The sequence below is a fragment of the Exiguobacterium qingdaonense genome (assembly GCF_018617855.1).
Lineage (GTDB): Bacteria > Bacillota > Bacilli > Exiguobacteriales > Exiguobacteriaceae > Exiguobacterium > Exiguobacterium qingdaonense.
The window spans coordinates 201,983-221,711 of record NZ_JACSKY010000003.1; the positions used below are offsets into that span (position 1 = coordinate 201,983).

The 19,729-nt window shown below is 49.3% G+C and carries 22 protein-coding genes; 20 read left to right on the forward strand and 2 right to left on the reverse strand.

Annotated features, from left to right (window positions below):
* Positions 1 to 17: 17 nt before the first annotated feature.
* Positions 18 to 1,133 carry an NADH-dependent flavin oxidoreductase gene (locus KNP00_RS05935; RefSeq protein WP_215143183.1) on the reverse strand — a complete coding sequence of 372 codons (1,116 nt, stop codon included), beginning with the start codon at positions 1,131 to 1,133 and terminating at the stop codon, positions 18 to 20.
* A 261-nt stretch (positions 1,134 to 1,394) separates the two neighbouring features.
* Here KNP00_RS05935 and KNP00_RS05940 point away from each other — a divergent pair, with 261 nt between their 5' ends.
* The 10 genes from KNP00_RS05940 to KNP00_RS05985 all read left to right on the forward strand — a co-directional run bounded on the left by KNP00_RS05940 (position 1,395) and on the right by KNP00_RS05985 (position 10,364).
* Positions 1,395 to 3,053 carry a glycerol-3-phosphate dehydrogenase/oxidase gene (locus tag KNP00_RS05940; RefSeq protein WP_215143185.1) on the forward strand — a complete coding sequence of 553 codons (1,659 nt, stop codon included), beginning with the start codon at positions 1,395 to 1,397 and terminating at the stop codon, positions 3,051 to 3,053.
* 122 nt (positions 3,054 to 3,175) lie between these two features.
* Positions 3,176 to 3,535 (forward strand): YxeA family protein, encoded by a 360-nt coding sequence (locus KNP00_RS05945; protein WP_215143187.1) that lies wholly within the window; start codon positions 3,176 to 3,178, stop codon positions 3,533 to 3,535.
* Positions 3,536 to 3,625: 90 nt separating this feature from the next.
* Positions 3,626 to 3,985, forward strand: a complete 360-nt coding sequence (locus KNP00_RS05950; RefSeq protein WP_215143189.1) for a response regulator — start codon at positions 3,626 to 3,628, stop codon at positions 3,983 to 3,985.
* A 161-nt stretch (positions 3,986 to 4,146) separates the two neighbouring features.
* Positions 4,147 to 5,001 carry a class II fructose-1,6-bisphosphate aldolase gene (gene fba / locus KNP00_RS05955; protein WP_215143191.1) on the forward strand — a complete coding sequence of 285 codons (855 nt, stop codon included), beginning with the start codon at positions 4,147 to 4,149 and terminating at the stop codon, positions 4,999 to 5,001.
* A gap of 153 nt (positions 5,002 to 5,154) precedes the next feature.
* Complete coding sequence (gene fsa / locus KNP00_RS05960; protein WP_215143193.1) at positions 5,155 to 5,805, forward strand: fructose-6-phosphate aldolase; 651 nt, start codon at positions 5,155 to 5,157, stop codon at positions 5,803 to 5,805.
* 27 nt (positions 5,806 to 5,832) lie between these two features.
* Positions 5,833 to 7,089 (forward strand): UDP-N-acetylglucosamine 1-carboxyvinyltransferase, encoded by a 1,257-nt coding sequence (murA, locus tag KNP00_RS05965; protein WP_215143195.1) that lies wholly within the window; start codon positions 5,833 to 5,835, stop codon positions 7,087 to 7,089.
* A gap of 14 nt (positions 7,090 to 7,103) precedes the next feature.
* Complete coding sequence (gene glpX / locus KNP00_RS05970; protein ID WP_215143197.1) at positions 7,104 to 8,075, forward strand: class II fructose-bisphosphatase; 972 nt, start codon at positions 7,104 to 7,106, stop codon at positions 8,073 to 8,075.
* 83 nt (positions 8,076 to 8,158) lie between these two features.
* The gene (locus KNP00_RS05975; protein WP_215143199.1) at positions 8,159 to 9,085 is read left to right on the forward strand and encodes an ATP-binding cassette domain-containing protein; all 927 of its coding nucleotides are present in this window, start codon (positions 8,159 to 8,161) and stop codon (positions 9,083 to 9,085) included.
* Positions 9,075 to 9,845: an ABC transporter permease gene (locus KNP00_RS05980; RefSeq protein WP_215143202.1), complete on the forward strand. Its 771-nt coding sequence runs from the start codon at positions 9,075 to 9,077 to the stop codon at positions 9,843 to 9,845. The genes KNP00_RS05975 and KNP00_RS05980 overlap by 11 nt, the downstream gene beginning before the upstream one ends.
* 12 nt (positions 9,846 to 9,857) lie before the next feature.
* Positions 9,858 to 10,364 (forward strand): DUF421 domain-containing protein, encoded by a 507-nt coding sequence (locus KNP00_RS05985; protein ID WP_215143204.1) that lies wholly within the window; start codon positions 9,858 to 9,860, stop codon positions 10,362 to 10,364.
* A gap of 19 nt (positions 10,365 to 10,383) precedes the next feature.
* Here KNP00_RS05985 and KNP00_RS05990 read toward each other — a convergent pair whose 3' ends face one another.
* The gene (locus tag KNP00_RS05990) at positions 10,384 to 11,085 is read right to left on the reverse strand and encodes a C40 family peptidase (protein ID WP_215143206.1); all 702 of its coding nucleotides are present in this window, start codon (positions 11,083 to 11,085) and stop codon (positions 10,384 to 10,386) included.
* 393 nt (positions 11,086 to 11,478) lie between these two features.
* On the opposite strand from KNP00_RS05990, the gene rho reads away from it, so the two are divergent.
* The 10 genes from rho to KNP00_RS06040 all read left to right on the forward strand — a co-directional run bounded on the left by rho (position 11,479) and on the right by KNP00_RS06040 (position 19,689).
* The gene (gene rho, locus KNP00_RS05995; protein WP_215143208.1) at positions 11,479 to 12,816 is read left to right on the forward strand and encodes a transcription termination factor Rho; all 1,338 of its coding nucleotides are present in this window, start codon (positions 11,479 to 11,481) and stop codon (positions 12,814 to 12,816) included.
* A gap of 82 nt (positions 12,817 to 12,898) precedes the next feature.
* Complete coding sequence (locus KNP00_RS06000) at positions 12,899 to 13,141, forward strand: type B 50S ribosomal protein L31 (protein WP_012727387.1); 243 nt, start codon at positions 12,899 to 12,901, stop codon at positions 13,139 to 13,141.
* Positions 13,142 to 13,240: 99 nt separating this feature from the next.
* Positions 13,241 to 14,464 carry a cation:proton antiporter gene (locus KNP00_RS06005; protein ID WP_215143210.1) on the forward strand — a complete coding sequence of 408 codons (1,224 nt, stop codon included), beginning with the start codon at positions 13,241 to 13,243 and terminating at the stop codon, positions 14,462 to 14,464.
* Between the two features lie 106 nt (positions 14,465 to 14,570).
* Positions 14,571 to 15,185, forward strand: a complete 615-nt coding sequence (locus KNP00_RS06010; protein WP_215143212.1) for a thymidine kinase — start codon at positions 14,571 to 14,573, stop codon at positions 15,183 to 15,185.
* A gap of 79 nt (positions 15,186 to 15,264) precedes the next feature.
* Positions 15,265 to 16,335 (forward strand): peptide chain release factor 1, encoded by a 1,071-nt coding sequence (gene prfA / locus KNP00_RS06015; RefSeq protein ID WP_215143214.1) that lies wholly within the window; start codon positions 15,265 to 15,267, stop codon positions 16,333 to 16,335.
* Positions 16,332 to 17,192, forward strand: a complete 861-nt coding sequence (prmC, locus tag KNP00_RS06020) for a peptide chain release factor N(5)-glutamine methyltransferase (RefSeq protein WP_276312646.1) — start codon at positions 16,332 to 16,334, stop codon at positions 17,190 to 17,192. The genes prfA and prmC overlap by 4 nt, the downstream gene beginning before the upstream one ends.
* On the forward strand, positions 17,173 to 18,183 hold the full coding sequence (locus KNP00_RS06025) for an L-threonylcarbamoyladenylate synthase (protein ID WP_215143216.1): 1,011 nt from the start codon (positions 17,173 to 17,175) through the stop codon (positions 18,181 to 18,183). Before prmC ends, KNP00_RS06025 begins: the two co-directional genes overlap by 20 nt.
* A gap of 21 nt (positions 18,184 to 18,204) precedes the next feature.
* Positions 18,205 to 18,705, forward strand: coding sequence for a low molecular weight protein arginine phosphatase (locus tag KNP00_RS06030; protein WP_215143218.1), 501 nt, complete (start codon positions 18,205 to 18,207; stop codon positions 18,703 to 18,705).
* Between the two features lie 4 nt (positions 18,706 to 18,709).
* Positions 18,710 to 19,150: a ribose 5-phosphate isomerase B gene (gene rpiB, locus KNP00_RS06035; protein ID WP_215143220.1), complete on the forward strand. Its 441-nt coding sequence runs from the start codon at positions 18,710 to 18,712 to the stop codon at positions 19,148 to 19,150.
* Positions 19,147 to 19,689 carry a TIGR01440 family protein gene (locus KNP00_RS06040; RefSeq protein ID WP_420828312.1) on the forward strand — a complete coding sequence of 181 codons (543 nt, stop codon included), beginning with the start codon at positions 19,147 to 19,149 and terminating at the stop codon, positions 19,687 to 19,689. The genes rpiB and KNP00_RS06040 overlap by 4 nt, the downstream gene beginning before the upstream one ends.
* Positions 19,690 to 19,729: the final 40 nt, after the last annotated feature.

Here is a 19,729-nt window from a genome sequence, read left to right on the forward strand (position 1 = left end):
GTCCGCGGTGTTTTACGTTATGTCACTTTTTGGTCTTTAATCGGGAACCAGCCGGCCCGAGTCGTGATGGCATTCCACAGTGGTGCGGGGATGGCGAGTTCGGCTTGTTTATTCAAGTCGAGCTCCGTCTCGATTTCGTCCTCACGGTCCGATTTCACTTTTTCGAGCCATTCTGGGTCGATGATGAGTTCGCGACCGAGTGCGGCAAGGTCGACGACCTCGAGTGCGTCTTCGACTTGCGCCGGACGCTGAAGTTGCCCGACCCCGATGAGCGGGATGGCACCGTTGATCCGTTTAGCGATACGGTCGATCGAACGTTCCGTGACGTTTTCGTCACGCATCGAAGCTGTGTTGAAGTTCCAGAGAGAAGCGTGAATATAGTCGACACCTTCCTCTAAAATCATATCGAGCAATACATCTGTGTCGTCAAGAGTGATACCTGGCTCTTCGATTTCTTCTGGTGAGAAACGATAGCCGACCAAGAAGTCTTCTGCACCTGCAGCGGCTTCTTTGACACGTCGAATGACTTCGCGTGGGAACGTCAAACGTCCGTGGACGTCACCGCCGAAGCGATCTTCACGGCGATTTGAGTGCGGTGAGAAGAATTGTTGAATCAAGTATGTGTTCGCTCCATGAATCTCCACACCGTCAAATCCAGCTTCGATAGCGCGACGTGTGGCATCGCCGAACGCCTCGATGATGGCTTCAACTTCTGACGTTTCAAGTGCACGTGGTGTGACGGCACCTTCACGCACAGGTGCGACAGCACTTGCGCTGACCGGTTGTTCATTCGGGACGAGCGTAGGTGGAGACATTCGCCCTGCGTGGAAAATTTGAAGGACGGCTTTTGCACCCTCTGCTTTCAAGCTTTCTGCCAATTGACGGAGACCTGGGATGAACTTGTCGTCATTGACCCCGAACGCATTCGGGAACCCTCTCCCGTTTTCTGTCACATACGCGCATGCCGTAATCGCGAGTCCGACGTTTTGCGCCCGTTTCCGATAGTAGGCGAGCTCATGCTCAGATACTTCACCCGTCGGTTCTGACGAGTAATGCGTCATCGGAGCCAATACGAGACGGTTTGGTAGTTCGACGCCATTGTTAAACTGAAAAGGTTGTAGCATACGTTTCATCTGAAATCCTCCTTCAACATGATACTTTGAAGTCTATTCAACTCACTATGAAAATGCGAGCCGAATGCTTGTGAACGAACACATTGCAGATTCATCAAACGTGAAGGATGATTGAACTCAAAAGAATAGGGTATAATACAGGAGAAAAGTTGATATTCGGTTCGAGACAATAGAGAGACCACAACAGAAGGGGGAAGCCTTGTTTTTGTTGCGGTCTCTTTTTCTATATATTGAACCGTATTTATTATAGGAGGGAATAAGATGGAAATCAGAAATTTTTCAGCGAAAGATCGAGCGAAACGATATGAGCAACTGACAAGCGAACATCATGATGTTCTTGTTGTTGGAGGCGGAATCACTGGAGCTGGAATTGCGCTTGATGCGTCGTCTCGCGGGATGAAGACGGCAGTTCTTGAGATGCAAGACTTCGCAGCCGGGACATCGAGTCGCTCGACAAAACTTGTTCATGGGGGCCTCCGTTATTTGAAGCAATTCGAAGTGGCGCTCGTCGCAGAAGTCGGGAAAGAGCGGGCGATCGTCTATGAGAATGGCCCACACGTCACGGTCCCGGAACAGATGCTCCTCCCGATGCATAAAGGAGGCACGTTCGGACCGTTATCGACAGCAGTCGGGCTCATGGTATATGACTTCCTCGCAGGTGTGAAACGCGCTGAACGTCGCATCATGCTCAAACCAGATGAAGTAATCAAAAAGGCGCCACTCGTGAAAAAAGATGATTTAGTCGGTGGCGGTTATTATGTCGAGTATCGGACGGATGATGCACGAATGACGATTGAAGTGGCGAAAGAAGCGGCGAACCACGGTGCCCTTCTCATGAACTACGCCAAAGTAACAGGGTTGATTTACGAGAACGGCAAGGTCGCCGGTGTACACGTCGAAGACCAGATTGACGGGTCGACTTATGACGTCTATGCGAAAAAAATCATCAACGCGACCGGTCCATGGGTCGATGAGTTACGAGAAGAAGATCAATCAAAAAAAGGAAAGCAGCTTCGCCTCACAAAAGGGATTCACCTTGTGATTGACCAATCGAAGTTCCCACTTAAACAAGCGATTTACTTCGACACACCAGACGGTCGGATGATTTTTGCCATTCCGCGTGGGAATAAAGCATACGTCGGTACGACGGACACGTTCTTTGATAAGAACAAAGCACATCCTCGCATGACGACAGAAGATCGTGATTATTTGTTGGAAGCCATCCATTACATGTTCCCGGATGTCACCGTCACGGAAGATGATGTGGAATCAAGTTGGGCCGGGATTCGCCCATTGATTTATGAAGAAGGGAAAGACCCATCTGAGATTTCGCGTAAAGATGAAATCTGGCAATCGGATAGTGGTCTCATTACAATCGCTGGGGGGAAACTGACGGGCTATCGTAAAATGTCAGAAACCGTCGTTGACCTTGTCGCAAAACTGTTGAAGGAAGAAGCGGGTGTCGTCTACTTGTCGAGCCGGACGAAGCATATGCCGATGTCAGGTGGACATGTCGGGGGATCGAAAGGTTTCAAAGACTTCCTCGAGAAAAAGACGAAAGAACTTCAAAACCACGGTCTCGACGAAAGTCACGCAGAAGAACTCGTCCGCTTATACGGATCGAACATTGACCGTGTCATCGAGCGGATGGACTCGAACGCATATGACCTACCGGAAATCGTCTATGCGCAGTTGATTTATGGCATTGAAGAAGAGTCGGTCGTCCGTGCCATCGACTTCTTGATTCGCCGGACAGGTGCGATGTTCTTTGACATCGACTTCGTACGTCAATATAAAGAAGGAATCCTTCGTTTGATGACAGACGTGTTCAAATGGTCAGATGAGCGTCTAAACGAAGAACGAGAAGAAGTCGAGAAGGAAATTGAAATCGCGGTCGTTCCGGTCGTTGTCGAATCATAATGTATGCCGCGTCACCGAAGAGGCTCATTCTGAAAAGGGTGAGCCTCTTTTTGCGTAATGGTTTCATCGATTCGGAATAACGGTATACTTCATAATAACTCTCAAGTTGAAGGAGAACTTTCATGAAACGAAATCTAATCGCCGTGTTGATCATCGGCGTGATATTAGTGCTTGGTTGGCGTTATGTCGATCCGAATCGATTGCTGGCAGATGTATATTACGTTAAAGTTCCGAGTGCTGAAATGGCGACAAACGTGTCGGACGGTTATCGTTATGATCTCATTGGATACGATGAGGAGAGAAAGAAACGACCTTTAGCGATTACGACACCTTCTCTCTTACCTGAAGGGGACTATTTGAAAGTGTATGTGAGAGAGGAAAATCCTGAAGTGACGGACTATGAACGGGTGAATGCGTTAGAAGTACCTGAACAGTTGAAGGAAGAACAAGAGGGAGACGATTCCGAGTCATCGTTCCCATAATTTTAAAGAGAGGCGTCGCACAAAAAAGATGAGTTTGGTAAGGTTGAATTGTTTGAATATGGAAAATGAGGTATGAAAGAAGGGACATGCATGTCACGGATGTTAATCGCAGATGACCAGGATGGGATTCGTACGATGCTCGCGCAAGTGTTCACGAACATGGGTGTGGAAGTGGATACGGCAGAAGACGGGATTAGCGCTTGGGAATATTTAGAGCAAGCACAATACGATTTGGTATTGCTCGATATGAATATGCCTCGCATGTTTGGTCACGAAGTGTTGCGCCGAATGCGTGAGGAGAAGTTGGAAACACCTGTTATGATTATGACGGCTTTCGGAGAAGAAGCGGTGATTGAAGAGGTCCGTCGACTCGGGATTACGGCACAATTTGAGAAACCGTTCAATATTTATGGAATGATTGAAAAAGTGAAGGAAGTCTTAAACATTTGACATTTCGTCACGAAGATGACATATGTAAACGCTTGCGTCAAGCCATTTCTATGCCCGAATAGCATAGGCACACGTTTTTTGGTGTGTTATAATGTTAACGAATTGCACGAAGGGAATTTTCCTAAACGTGTATAATAGCGAACAGACAGGAGGATGTCATTATGCCATTAGTATCAATGACAGAAATGCTTAATAAAGCATTCGAAGGCAAGTATGCAGTCGGCCAATTCAACATTAACAACCTCGAGTGGACGCAAGCGATTCTTCGCGCTGCGGAAGACGAGAAATCACCAGTAATCCTCGGTGTATCAGAAGGTGCAGCGAAGTACATGGGTGGCTTCACAACAGTTGTCAAAATGGTTGAAGGTCTCATGCACGACTACAACATCACTGTTCCAGTTGCAATCCACCTTGACCACGGTTCTTCATTCGACAAGTGTAAAGCAGCGATCGACGCTGGTTTCACATCAGTCATGATCGACGGTTCACACCACCCGATCGACGAAAACGTCGAAATGACGAAACAAGTTGTCGAGTACGCGCACGCTAAAGGTGCTTCTGTTGAGGCAGAAGTCGGTACAGTTGGCGGCGAAGAAGACGGCGTTGTCGGTGGCGTACAATATGCTGACCTTGAAGAGTGTGTACGCGTTGTTAAAGAAGCGAAAGTAGATGCACTCGCTGCAGCACTCGGTTCTGTACACGGCGAATACCAAGGCGAGCCAAAACTCGGCTTCAAAGAGATGGAAGAAATCGCGGAAGCGACACAAACTCCACTCGTTCTTCACGGCGGTTCAGGGATTCCTGAGCACCAAATCAAAAAAGCAATCGAGCTCGGCCACAGCAAAATCAACGTCAACACAGAGTGCCAACAAGAGTGGACTCGTGCGGTACGTGAGAAAGTCGCTGCCGATGCAAAAGTATATGACCCACGTAAAATCATCGGACCTGGTATCGAAGCGATCTATAACGTCGTTACTGGTAAGATGCGTGAGTTTGGTTCAAGCAACCAAGCGTAATCCTGTTTGGAAAAGTCGGTTCTCTCAAGAGGGCCGACTTTTTGTATTTTCCTTTGCCACGCTCCACTGAATCAGACAAAGGGTGTAGTAATTCGTTTCGTCTTTCCTCATAATAGAGATTGTAAGCGATCACAAAATAAGGAGGAGACACATATGCGTTTTTTCATTGACACAGCAAATGTGGAAGACATCAAACAAGCTCATCAAATGGGCGTTATCGGAGGCGTGACGACGAATCCGTCGCTCGTCGCCAAAGAAGGTGTCGACTTCCATACAAGACTTCGTGAAATCTGTGAGATCGTCGGGGATCTTTCAGTCAGTGCGGAAGTTATTGCACTCGATGCATCGGGTATGGTGGAAGAAGGAAAGGAACTTGCTGCTATCGCGCCGAATATTACGGTGAAGGTACCGATGACACCAGCAGGAATGGAAGCGGTAAAACAGTTCAAAGAGCTCGGGATCAAGACGAACGTCACGCTCATCTTTAACGCGAACCAGGCGTTGCTCGCAGCACGTGCCGGCGCATCGTACGTTTCTCCATTCATCGGACGTTTGGATGACATCGGTCAGGATGGACTCGACCTCGTCGAGACGATTGCCAACATCTTTGCGATTCATGGCATCGAGACAGAGATTATCGCGGCATCTGTGCGTCACCCGGTTCACGTGACGAAAGCCGCTCTCCTCGGGGCCGACATTGCGACAGTCCCTTACAAAGTCATCGAACAAATGATGAAACATCCGCTCACAGACAAAGGTATTGAGCAGTTTTTAGCGGATTGGAACAACGCTCAATCCAAATAAGTCCGTCGTAGAAAGGTTTTGATCAGCGTGGAAATTCTCCATATCGTTGGGCAGCAAAAATTAGAAGGAACCGTCGAGATTAGCGGGGCAAAGCAAAGTGCCCTCCCTTGCCTTGTGGCGGCACTTCTCACGGAAGAGTCGGTGACGATTGAAAACGTCCCGATGATCGAGGATGTAGAAGTGATGGTCAACTTGTTACGAGAGTTAGGAGTTCGAGTGGAACGTGATGGCGAACGGATGTCCATTCATTCGAATGAAGCGGTTGCGATGCCTCTTCTCGGCTCCGAAACGCGCAAAGTTCGTGCCGCTGTCTATTTACTCGGGGTCTTCGCCGCCCGCTTCGGAAAAGGAGCGGTCGGGCTTCCTGGAGGATATGCGATTGGTCCACGACCGATTGATTTACATTTGAAAGCGTTGGAACGTCTCGGCATTCGTGTCGAAAATGAATCTGGTTTGTATCACGTCCGCGTCGATGAACTTGTCGGGAATCGAATTTATTTGGATTTGCGGTCGTTTGGGGCAACCGTAAGTGCGATGCTCGCCGCGGTCTTGGCGAAAGGGACGACGGTCATCGAAAATGCGGCCTGTGACCCTGAAGTCGTCGATGTGGCCACGATGCTCACATCGATGGGGGCTCATGTGAGCGGGGCCGGTACGGACGAGATCCGCATCAAAGGGGTGGAGCGACTACACGGATGTACCCATACATTGATTCCGGATCGTCTCGAGGCAGGGACGTTCATGATGTTCGGTGCGGTATCCGGTAACGTGACTGTGCAACCAGTCATTCCGACTCACCTTGAAGGGGTTATTCAAAAACTGTTGGATTTCGGAGCGGACGTGGAAGTCGGCGAGGAATCCGTCACTGTCATAGCGAATGAATTCATGCCGACGGACATTCGGGTGTTCCATTATTCAGGCTATCCGAGTGACTTGCAACCGATCATGTCAGCAGCCTTGTTGAAAGCCGATGGAACGAGCATCGTCACGGATAAACTGTATCCCCAACGATTCAGGCACATTGCCGAGATGCGTCGAATGAATGCACAAATCACACTCGAAGACGCTTCGGCCGTGATTCGTGGGGGAAACGATTTGGCAAACGCAGAAATGGAATGTACAGACGCGCGGAGTGCGGCGGCACTTGTCCTATCTGCGACTCAAGCATCAGGAGAGTCGACGTTGCTTCACGCAGAACGACTACACGATTCATATGTCGACTTCGTCGGCAAACTAAAACAACTCGGTGCGCTCGTTTGGGTAGAGGAACACACCGAGGGATAAAGGGGAGATTTCGGGTGGAACGAAGTTTATCGATGGAACTGGTCCGGGTCACAGAAGCAGCAGCACTTGCTTCAGCCCGATGGATGGGACGGGGTTTAAAGGTCGAGGCAGATGATGCAGCGACGACGGCGATGCGCGATGTGTTTGATACGATTCCGATGAAAGGGATTGTCGTCATCGGAGAAGGAGAAATGGACGAGGCCCCGATGCTTTATATCGGAGAAAAGGTCGGTAATGGCTATGGCTCACGTCTCGATGTCGCAGTCGATCCGTTAGAAGGAACAAACATCGTAGCGACAGGGACATGGGGAGCCCTCGCGGTCCTTGCGGTCGCGGACGCGGGAGATCTCCTTCACGCACCGGATATGTATATGGAAAAAATCGCGGTCGGACCCGAAGCGGCGGGTCTCGTCAGTCTCGACAACTCGATTGAAGAGAACATTGAAATCGTGGCGAAGGCGAAGAAGAAAAACGTGGAAGATGTCGTCGTGACGATTTTACATCGGGACCGACATGAAGAGATGATTCAACGCGTCCGGGCAACCGGTGCACGAATCAAGTTGATTCCAGATGGGGATGTCGCGGCGGCCATCAATACGGCCTTCCCGAAAACAGGCGTCGATTTATTACTTGGTTCTGGTGGAGCCCCAGAAGGCGTCATCGCAGCGGTCGCGATGAAGTGTTTAGGTGGAGATTTCCAAGGACGGTTGCTCCCGGAAGATGAGGCGCAGAAACAACGTTGCCATGACATGGGAATCGAGGACACCGATCGCATTCTTTTACTGAATGATTTGGTGAAAGGTGAGGATTGTATCTTTGCGGCGACGGGTGTCACAGATGGTGAATTATTGCGTGGCGTTCAATTCACATCGCAAGGTGGACAGACGCATTCCGTCGTCATGCGAGCCAAGTCTGGTACAGTTCGCTTCGTCGAAGGGAATCACTCCCTGAAGAAAAAACCAAAAATGGTCATGAAACCGGAATGACTCGAAACCGTGGACGTGCAGACGTTCACGGTTTTTTGATGAATTCTCTAAAAAACGGGAATGGATAGTCAAGGAGGGGTTCGATGATTGAAGTAGAGGGGCTTGTAAAAACATTTAAGGATGTTTCGGCGGTCGGAGGCGTTTCATTCTCTGTAAAAGAAGGAGAAATCTTTGCGTTTTTAGGACCGAACGGTGCAGGGAAATCGACGACGGTCCAAATGTTGACCACGCTCGTTCGACCAACGTCCGGAATGGCACGGGTCAACGGCTATGATGTCGTCAAACGAGAAAAAGAGGTCCGCTTGTCGATTGGTGTCGCCTTACAGGAAACGGGCATCGACAAAGTATTGACGGGGCGTGAGTTACTCGTCTTACAAGGTCGCCTGTTCAAGATGTCAAGGGAGGAGGCTGAACATCGGGCGAACGAACTGCTCAAAGTTGTGTCACTGACCGATGCAGCCGACCGTCGAAGTGGCACGTACTCTGGAGGGATGCGCCGACGTCTCGATTTGGCGCTCACGCTCGTCCATCGCCCGACCGTTCTATTTTTAGACGAACCGACGACCGGCTTAGACCCGGCAAGTCGAGTTGAGATTTGGAATGAAGTACGTCGATTGAACCGAGAGTTCGGCACGACGATTTTTTTAACGACTCAGTATTTAGAAGAGGCGGACGAATTGGCTGACCGAATCGCTATCATCCATCATGGCAAGATTGTGAGTGAAGGCACGCCAGAGGAATTGAAGCAACTCGTCGGGGGTGAGACGGTCGCGATGGATTTTTCAAATGAGTCAGAGGCAGCAACTGTAGCCTCGCATTTTGGAACGACTGCGAATGGCACTCACGTGGCGTTCGAGTTGCGCAACGTGACCTTGACTGAAATTGTACGGGCATTAGATGAACAAAAGCTACAACCAGAGCGCTTGACCGTGAAACAACCATCGCTTGATGACGTGTTTTTAAAAGTGACGGGTGAGTCGTATGAAGGGGGTGAGATTCATGTGGACTGAAACATGGCTGTTCACAAAACGGAGTTTACTGACGACGATTCGAAATCCGTTCTCATTTATCCCGAACTTGATCATCTCTGTATTCTTTCTACTCGTATATACGAGCGGGTTATCGAGTGTAGCCTCTCTTCCACAATTTGAAGGGAGCGATTATTTGAATTTCATCTTACCTGTATCGATCGTGTCGGGAGCAGTCGGTGGGGCGGGTGGAACGGGACAGGCGCTCGTTCGTGATATCGAGAGCGGGTATTTTGCACGGTTATTATTGACGCCGTCGACGCGTACGGCGATTGTGCTCGGACCGATGATAGCCGGGATGTTGCAATTGCTCGTCCAGACGTTACTCATCTTTGCCGTCGCCTTTCTTCTCGGTCTCACCATCCCTGTCGGAGTGGCTGGATTCTTCTTTACGCTCTTACTCGCAATCGGTTTCGGACTAGGGTTTGCAGGGTATTCAGTCGGAGTTGCGTTGAAGACACGGAATGCGCAAGCGGCACAGGCGGGGACGCTGTTATTCTTTCCACTCATCTTCCTGTCGACCACATTCGTGCCGAAAGAGCTGATTGAAGCCGAATGGCTAAAAGTAGCCGCGACGTACAATCCGACGACGTATATTTTTGAGGGGATGCGGGCTGTCTTGACCCAACCTGAAATCGACTGGGGTGCTCTATCGGCAGGGCTCGCGGTTGCGGGTACGATCAGTGTGGTGATGATTGTCTTTGCTGCGACGAATGCGAGAGGGGCGCTGACACAAAAATAAGGGAGGAGTTGGATGCAAGAACTTTCAACAATGATTCGCATCATCTTAACTGGGATTGGAGCGTATATATCAATCATTTTGATGTTGCGTATCTCTGGGAAACGAACGTTAGCCAAAATGAATGCGTTCGACTTTATCGTGACGGTTGCACTAGGTTCGATTTTAGCGACGACGTTAACAAGTCAACAAACGTCATTGCTCGCAGGGCTAACGGCATTTGGAACATTGGTCGCCTTACAATATATATTGGCAAAATTGTCTAAGCGATTTACAACGGTGAACCGAATGATTAAATCGGAACCGACGTTACTGTTTTATCGAGGGGACTATTTACGACATGATTTAAAAAAAGAGCGAATTTTAGAGATGGAAGTCATTCAAGCGATTCGTGCGAGTGGAACTCCTCTTGAACAAGTCGAGGCAGTCGTCTTAGAAACGGACGGGACATTCTCCGTACTGAAAGATTCGCGACACGTACTAGAACACGTGAACACATCAAAAACGACTCGGTTCCAATGAACCGAGTCGTGACATTATATTAGAGATATGATCCAGCACCGACGTAACGTGAAGCCCAGTATCCAGAAGTGAAGCTCGCGTATTTGACGCCGCCTGTTTCCGAGTTGATCATTTGTGTTTTACTAAGTGCCATCCCGACGTGTTGAATCGTTCCACCTGAGTGTGAGAAGAAGACGAGATCTCCTGCTTGAATCGATGACCTCGAGATTTTTTTCGCGCTTGAGTATTGCTGACGTGAAGAACGTGGAAGTGTTTTTCCGATTGCTTTTTTATATACATGACCCGTATAACCAGAGCAGTCAAATCCAGAAGTCGTCGTTCCGCCATAACGATAAGGTGTACCTAGATATTTTTTCGACTCAGCAACGAGTTTCGAACGTTTGCTAGAAGATGACGTTGAGACTGTTGTCGATGAAGTAGTTGAAGTTCTAGGCTTCAAGTACGTATACTTAGAAGATGCTGAAATGTAACGGTGTGTGCCTTTGTAATTGATTTTATAAAACGAACCGGATTTACCAAGGTATGTATAGCGTTGACCTTTATCCATTTTCGCGACAACTTTTGATGATGATAGTGACGGGGCAGTACGGATGTTCAAGCCGTTGACTTTCGAGTAAGCAAATATTCCGTTAGCGGCTTCTGCTTGTTCACCTGTTGAGAACATGAGACCCGAGAAAGCGACAGTGACAGCGACAACGATTGATGCGATACGCTTTAACATTGTGTAAATCCCTCCGTTTTTAAAATCAAGACGTTACTATATGAAAAAATCGAGTAGTATTTATAAGTAGAGCACAAGTTGCGAGTATACCCGGTTTCCTGTGCAAATAAACTATATCATGTGCGAGACCGATCGCATTTTTCAATCGCAAGTCAAAAAAACGCTTTCTTGTAACAGAAATGAAACAATATGTGGGTATAGTACTTGGTTTTGTTACAAAAACAAACAGACTCGTGTAAAAAATTGTATAAGAGGGAAATGCTTATTCGAAAAGCAACACATGTACAGTGACGGCACCGAATAAATATGATTAGATGATGACAGAACGAACGTGCAAAGGTTGTCATGAATGCGAATTGTGTTGAATGAAATGTAGAAAGATAGGTGACTTGAATGAGTCAACAGACAGAGCCGACAAAAAATTATACATTGCGTGAACTTGAAACAAAAACGTTAAAAGAACTGTATGAAATCGCAAAAGAAGTCAAAGTCCCGAATTTTAGGGAAGCGCGCAAGCGTGAACTCATGTTTCGCATTTTGAAATCACAAGCTGAGTCAAAAGATTTATATTTCCTCGAAGGTATTTTAGAAATCATCCCGCCGAATCCTCAATCCCAAAATGACGGAGGTTTTGGATTCCTCCGACCGATCAATTATTCTCAATCTTCCGAAGACATCTACATCGCCGCTTCTCAAATCCGACGCTTCAATCTTCGAAACGGGGATCTCGTCACGGGGAAAGTCCGAAAACCGAAAGAAAATGAGCGGTTCCAAGGGTTGTTGAGTGTCGAAGCGGTCAACGGGGAATCGACGGACTCGACACGTTCACGTGATTACTTCCCGGCACTGACACCGATTTATCCGGAACAGCAGATGGTACTTGAAACAGAACCGAGACACTTGTCCGTTCGTGTCATGGACATGATCGCACCTGTCGGATTCGGACAACGTGGGTTGATTGTGGCACCACCGAAAGCGGGGAAAACATCGCTCCTTAAGGAGATTGCAAATTCGATTACAGCGAACCATCCGAACGCGGAACTCATTATCCTTTTGATTGACGAACGTCCGGAAGAAGTGACTGATATTCAACGTTCGGTGCCAGATGCAGACGTGGCATTCTCAACATTTGATGAAACACCGGAAAATCATGCCCGAATCTCAGAGCTTGTGCTTGAACGTGCGATGCGTCTCGTCGAGCACAAGAAAGACGTCATCATCCTACTCGATTCGATCACGCGTCTCACTCGGGCATACAATCTCTCCGTACCACCGAGTGGAAGAACGTTATCGGGGGGGATCGATCCTGCGGCGTTTCATAAACCGAAAAAATTCTTCGGGGCAGCGAGGAATATCGAAGACGGAGGCAGCTTGACAATCCTTGCAACGGCGCTCGTCGATACCGGATCACGAATGGATGACGTCATCTATGAAGAGTTCAAAGGAACGGGGAACATGGAACTCCACCTGGATCGGAAGCTCGCTGAACGTCGTATCTTCCCGGCGATCGACATTCGTCGTTCGGGCACACGGAAAGAAGAGCTGTTACTTGGAAAGGATGAACTTGATTCGCTTTGGACGATTCGTCGTACGATGAACGAATCCCCAGACTTTGTCGAGCAGTTCTTACGCCGTGTCCGGGAGACAAAAACGAATCTCGACTTTTTTGCGGCGCTTGAAGCAGATAAGAAAAAAAGACGCCCTGTGAAAAAAACGAAAACAGACTTGTAAATCCTATAGTAGGGTGATATTATATCCTAGTGAACTTTCTCTAGGTTGAAAGAATACTTAGGGCCGAAGGAGTTGAAAAGCAATGAAACAAGGAATCCACCCAGAATACCGTAAAGTCGTATTCATGGACTCGACGACAGAATTCAAATTCATCACTGGTTCAACTCGTTACTCTAACGAGACAATCACGATGGAAGACGGAAACGAGTACCCACTCATCCGTGTCGATGTATCTTCTGATTCGCACCCGTTCTACACAGGTCGCCAGAAATTCGCATCTGCAGATGGTCGTATCGAGCGCTTCAACAAGAAATACCAACGTTAATCGTAAAGTTGTATGCTCACCGCCTAGGGATTGCCCTTGGCGGTTTTTTGATACATGGACGCGGGTAAAGAGACGAAAGAAAATCGTTAGGGGGCCTTTATGGAACTTATACTCATTAGTATCAGCTTGTTAATCGGAGTCGGCATCGTGTCGCAATGGTTGGCATGGCGTTATCAAATTCCAGCAATCATTATCATGACGCTCGCCGGTGTGCTGGCAGGTCCGATTCTCGGGCTGTTCGACCCGCGTGAATTATTAGGGGATTTATATAGTCCAATTATTTCGTTTGCGGTCGCGATCATCTTATTCGAAGGAAGTCTTGGCCTTCATTTCAGTGAGATCAATCAGTTCCGTCGGTCAATTGTTCGAATCGTCACGGTTGGTGTTGCGCTATCGTTTGTCGGAGCGTCGCTACTCATTCAACACGTCGGTGGATTACATTGGGTCGTCGCCTGGACGATGGGGGCACTCTTCGTCGTGACGGGACCGACCGTTGTCATTCCGTTACTGCGTCAAGCCCACCTGAAAGATCGAGTCGGTGCAATATTGAAATGGGAAGGGATCATCGTCGACCCGATCGGTGCCCTTCTTGGACTGTTCATCGTCCGATTAGGATATATTGCGTACGAAGGAATGGATTTATGGATGCAGCTCTTGTTTGCGGGTGCCTGTATCATCGGGATCGGGCTCGGTTTCTTGTTTGGTCATTTCTTGATGGGGTGGTTTGTCGCTGAAAAAGTGCCACGTTACCTCCGTGCCTCAGTCACATTGACATCCGTTTTGATCTTGTTTTCGTTAAGTGAGCTCATGATGCATGAAGTCGGGCTTCTTGCTGTGACGGCAATGGGGATGACGATGGCCAATACGAAACATCGTGATGAAGAGATTATTGAAGAATTGCAATCATTTAAAGAGGACATTTCTATTTTGCTCATCTCGTCGGTGTTCATTTTATTGACGGCATCGCTTTCTCGAGCGGAGCTATTAAACATTTTCCAATGGCCGCTCCTATTGACGATTGCCGGAATCCTCTTCATCGTGCGTCCGGTCGCCATCTATATGTCTACAGTTGGCGGAGGGTTGCCGCTTACGGAACGGGGGTTCATCGGTTGGATTGCCCCGAGGGGAATTGTCGCGATGACTGTCGCTGGATTTTTTGCAGAAGAGGTGGCGCATCTCGGAATCGAAGATGCAAGCCAAATGTTACCGCTCACGCTCGGTCTCGTCTTCATCTCGGTTACTTTGCATGGTCTCACAATCCGTCCGCTCGCTCGTAAGTTAAAGTTGATTGACGAGGAAAAAGAAGCGAATGGCGATGGATAAAGGGTGGATGTTCCTTTGACAGCGTTTGAAAGAAGTCAACCCTTTTTCTCAACTCGAAAGATAGGTATAATCGGAAAGCGATTATGGATGGAGAGGGCGAAGTGAAATGATGCATGTGACGAACCGATATGGTTGGATTGAAGTGATTTGTGGGAGTATGTTTTCGGGAAAGTCGGAGGAATTGATTCGTCGTGTCCGCCGTGCTCACTACGGAAAGATTCCGGTCCAAGTGTTCAAGCCAGCAATTGACGACCGGTATCATGAAGAGAACGTTGTCTCACACACGGGCAATTCGGTTGTGGCGGTTCCGATCGCCTCAAGTCAAGACTTGTACGATGCCGTACATGAAGAAACACAAGTCATCGCGATTGATGAAGTGCAATTCTTTGATGAAGGGATCGTCGATGTGATCGAGCAGCTTGCGACTGAGGATAAGCGCGTCATCTGTGCTGGTCTTGATATGGACTTTCGTGGTGAACCGTTCACGATGATGCCTGAACTACTGGCTCGAGCGGAGTTTGTGACAAAGTTGCAGGCGATTTGTTTGTCTTGTGGCGCACCCGCTTCACGGACACAGCGTCTCATTGACGGACAACCGGCTCGTTATGAAGACCCGGTCATCTTAGTCGGTGCCTCGGAGTCATATGAGCCGCGGTGTCGTCATTGCCATGATGTACCGAATAAACCACGTCCGGTCCGCCACACCGTGGCAGACAGATGAATCGACGGACCGCCCTCGGCGGTCCGTTTTTTTGCTATAATAGATAGAGTTTGATTTGACGGAGAAAGGACGGATCATCATGTTTGACCGTTTAAGCGTATTAGAAGATCGTTACATGCAATTGAATGAAATGCTCGCCGACCCTGAAGTGCTCAGTGATTCGACGAAGCTGAGACAATATTCGAAAGAACAAGCGCAATTGGAAGAAACGGTACAGATGTATCGCCAGTACAAAGAAAAGAGCGAGGCTTTCAAAGAGGCGAAGGCGATGCTTGAGGATCGGACGCTCGATGCGGACATGCGGGAACTTGCGAAAGAAGAGATGCAGCTATTAGAGCCGGAAGTGAAAGAGTTGGAAGCGAAATTGCGGATTCTCTTGCTCCCGAAAGACCCGAACGATGACAAGAACGTCATCGTTGAAGTTCGAGGGGCGGCTGGTGGCGACGAGGCGGCACTGTTTGCTGGTGACCTTTACAAAATGTACACGCGATTCGCGGAGCGTCAAAACTGGAAAGTGGAACTGATTGATGCGAACTATACGGAGCTCGGTGGGTTCAAGGAAGTGACGTTCATGATCAACGGCACCGGTGCCTACTCAAAACTCAAGTTTGAGAACGGGGCCCATCGTGTTCAGCGCGTCCCTTCAACCGAATCGGGCGGTCGGATCCATACGTCTACGGCAACGGTCGCAGTTCTTCCCGAGGCGGAGGATGTCGAAGTTCACATCGATATGAAAGATGTGCGAGTCGATACGTTCACTTCTTCAGGTCCAGGAGGGCAGTCCGTCAACACGACACAGTCAGCTGTCCGTTTGACACACATCCCGTCCGGCCTCGTCGTATCGTGTCAAGACGAGAAATCACAACACAAAAACAAAGATAAGGCGATGAAGGTGCTTCGGGCGCGTCTCTATGACAAAATGCAGAGCGAACATATGGAAGAGCTCTCTGCGCAGCGGAAATCCGCCGTCGGGACAGGTGATCGTTCAGAGCGCATTCGGACGTATAACTTTCCTCAAAGTCGCGTCACGGATCATCGCATCGGTTTGACGCTTCAAAAGTTAGACCGGGTGTTGACCGGTGAACTCGAAGACATCATCGATGCGCTCATCATGGATGAGCAGGCACGTTTGATGGAGGATGCGGAATGATGCGTGTCGCTGCGCTACTGAAGCAGACGGAAGAACAGTTAAACGAATGCGGGCGCGACCGTGCGGCTGCCGAATGGTGGCTCATGCATGTCCTGCAAGTCGATCGAACCGGTCTAATCATTCGATTGTCAGATGAGTTGTCAGCAGACGAGATGGCACGTTTCGAGGTAGGTGTTGAGAGATTGTTGACCGGAGAACCGGTACAGCACGTGATCGGGCATGCTCCGTTTTACGGGCGTTCGTTTGAGGTGAATCGGGATGTGTTAATCCCGAGACCGGAAACGGAAGAATTGATTGATTGGCTGCTCGGGCAAATTCGTCATGTCGAGGATGATGAGATTGTCGATGTCGGGACAGGAACCGGGGCCATCGCAATCACGTTGAGCCTCGAGCTCGATGTACGCGTGCAGACGGTTGACATTTCGCGCGAAGCGATTGAGGTCGCCAAGCGGAATGCGGCATCCCTCGGTGCAAAAGTTCGTTTTTATGAAGGGGATGGCCTCGCGCCTATTGAGGATCAGACGATTCGTATCCTCGTCTCGAATCCGCCCTATATCGAGGCGGATGAATTATTGGATGAGACGGTCGTTGGCTACGAGCCACACCTCGCCCTCTTTGGAGGTGTGGACGGGCTCGACATGTATCGGCAATTGATTTCGGAGTCGGTGCGCGTCTTACGTGCCGATTGGCAATTGATTGCGTTCGAAATCGGGTATAACCAAGGACAAGATGTGAAATCATTACTGTCAGAACGTTATCCTGAAGCAGAAACGGGTATTTTAAAAGATATAAACGGCAAGGACCGTATCGTCTATGCCGTGAGGGAAGGGATTGCGTATGGAAACGAAATGGATTAAATCGAATGAGATTGAAGAGGGGGTACGTCTTCTTCAAGCGGGTGACATCATCGCCATTCCGACAGAAACCGTTTACGGTCTCGCTGGAGATGCCATGAACGATGTGGCAATCCAAAAGATTTTTGAGGCGAAAGGACGTCCGTCGGATAACCCGCTCATCGTCCATATCGCTTCAATCGAGCAAACAAAGTTGTTTGTCGATTCGACCCCTCCCGTTGCCAAACGCTTGATGGATGCGTTTTGGCCAGGTGCTTTGACAATCATCTTGCCTTCGAACGGACGAGCTTCCTCGCTCGTAACCGCTGGACTTGATTCTATCGGACTTCGGATGCCGGACCATCCGACGGCACTCGAGTTGATTCGTGTGTCGGGATTGGGACTTGCGGCACCGAGTGCGAATCGTTCCGGGCGACCCTCGCCGACGACCGCTCAACATGTAGCGGATGACTTGAACGGGCGAATCGCAGGGATCGTGGATGGAGGCCCTACCGGAATCGGTGTCGAGTCAACCGTAATCGATTGTACGGGCGACGTGATCACCATCTTACGACCGGGTGGCGTGACGCGAGAAGAGATTGAGGCAGTCATTGGACCGGTCGCCTTAGATGCTAACTTGAGTGACGAAGAAGCTGCGCCAAGGTCGCCAGGGATGAAGTATACACATTATGCCCCGACGGCACCTGTCTTTTTAGTCGATGGCACGCGAGATGATTTGCAACGTGTCATCGAGGAGCGGAAGCGGGCCGGACGACGCATCGGTGCACTTGTATTCGATGAGAGTCCGACAGTGGCTGATGTCACCTATTCACTCGGTACATCGATGGAGATGGCGGCGCAACGGTTATATGATGCCCTTCGTCGATTTGATGAAACGGACGTTGATGAGATTTATGTGAATAAGATTGAACCGGTCGGGGTCGCATTAGCCGTTTATAACCGCCTGTACAAAGCAGCGGGAGGGAAGGTTGTGCACCCGACGAAAGATGCCTAAAGACATAGAGGAGGACACGCGATGTCAATGAAACGCGTATTATTCATATGTAGTGGCAACACGTGCCGAAGCCCGATGGCGATGGCCTTGCTCCGTTCGAAAATGACAGGGGATGAATTTGATATTCGTTCGGCCGGTCTTCGGACGATGCAAGGGTTCGATGCTTCTGAAAATGCACTGCAAGTTCTTAGGGAACGTGGAATCGAACTCGAACACGTTACCCAAACGTTTGATGGCGTGTTAGGGAATTGGGCGGACATCATCTTGACGATGACACGTGCGCACCGGGAAAAAATTCGGGAGACACATCCTGATTTGGCAGAGCGGACCTACACGCTCTACGAATTCGTGACAGGGCTTGAGCGAGACATCAACGATCCGTTCGGAGGATCGATGAATGTGTATCGCCAAGTCCGAAACGAACTCGAGCCACTCGTGAATCGACTTGTGTTAAAATTAACGAATGACGGGTCAAAGGTGACGAAACCACCGAGACGCCTACCAAAGAAGACGGGGGAATGAACGAATGAAAATTGCAATTGGCGCCGATCACGGCGGCTTCAACTTGAAAAAAGATATCGTAGCCTTGCTTGAAGAACTTGGACATGAGTATAAAGATTTCGGGACGCACTCGGCGGACTCGATTGACTATCCGGATGTAGCCATCCCGGTCGCAGAAGCGGTTGCGGCTGGTGAGTTCGACCGTGGCATTTTGATTTGCGGTACAGGAATCGGGATCGGGATTGCAGCGAATAAGGTCAAAGGGATCCGAGCGGCTCTCGTTCATGACTCATTCAGCGCAAAAGCGACACGTCAACATAACGACTCGAACATCATGACGATGGGTGAGCGCGTGATTGGACCGGGTCTTGCGGTCGATTTGGTGGCGACGTGGCTCGATACGAACTTTGAAGGCGGTCGCCATTCAAACCGTGTCGACAAGATGAGCGCATACGAATCGAAGTGAGGCCGATGAAGACGGAACTTCTCGGATTATTAACGGAGCTTCACGAACGGTTTCCGTTACATGATGAGCATATTCTCGTCATCGGTTGCTCCACGAGTGAAGTACTCGGAAAAACGATCGGGAAGGCCGGGTCCATCGATGTCGCGAGTGAGTTGATGGAGGCTTTCCTTGAGTTTAGAGAGAAGACAGGTGTCCATCTGGCGTTTCAAGGGTGTGAGCATATCAATCGTGCCCTCACCGTAGAACGTCGGACACTTAAACAGTTCGGTCTTATGGAAGTGACAGTCGTCCCTGTCCGCGCGGCCGGCGGGGCGATGTCAGAGAAGGCATATGCGAACTTCGAGAACCCGTGTGTCGTCGAATCGATTCAAGCGGATGCCGGAATTGATATCGGATCGACATTGATTGGGATGCATCTAAAACCGGTCGCGATTCCGGTCCGATTGTCGTCAAGACATCTCGGGGAGGCGTACGTCACGTTCGCGGTGACGAGACCGAAGTTGATTGGTGGACCACGGGCTCATTATCCGACTAAATAAAAAGCATCGCATTTAGGTTTTTCAACCGAATGCGATGCTT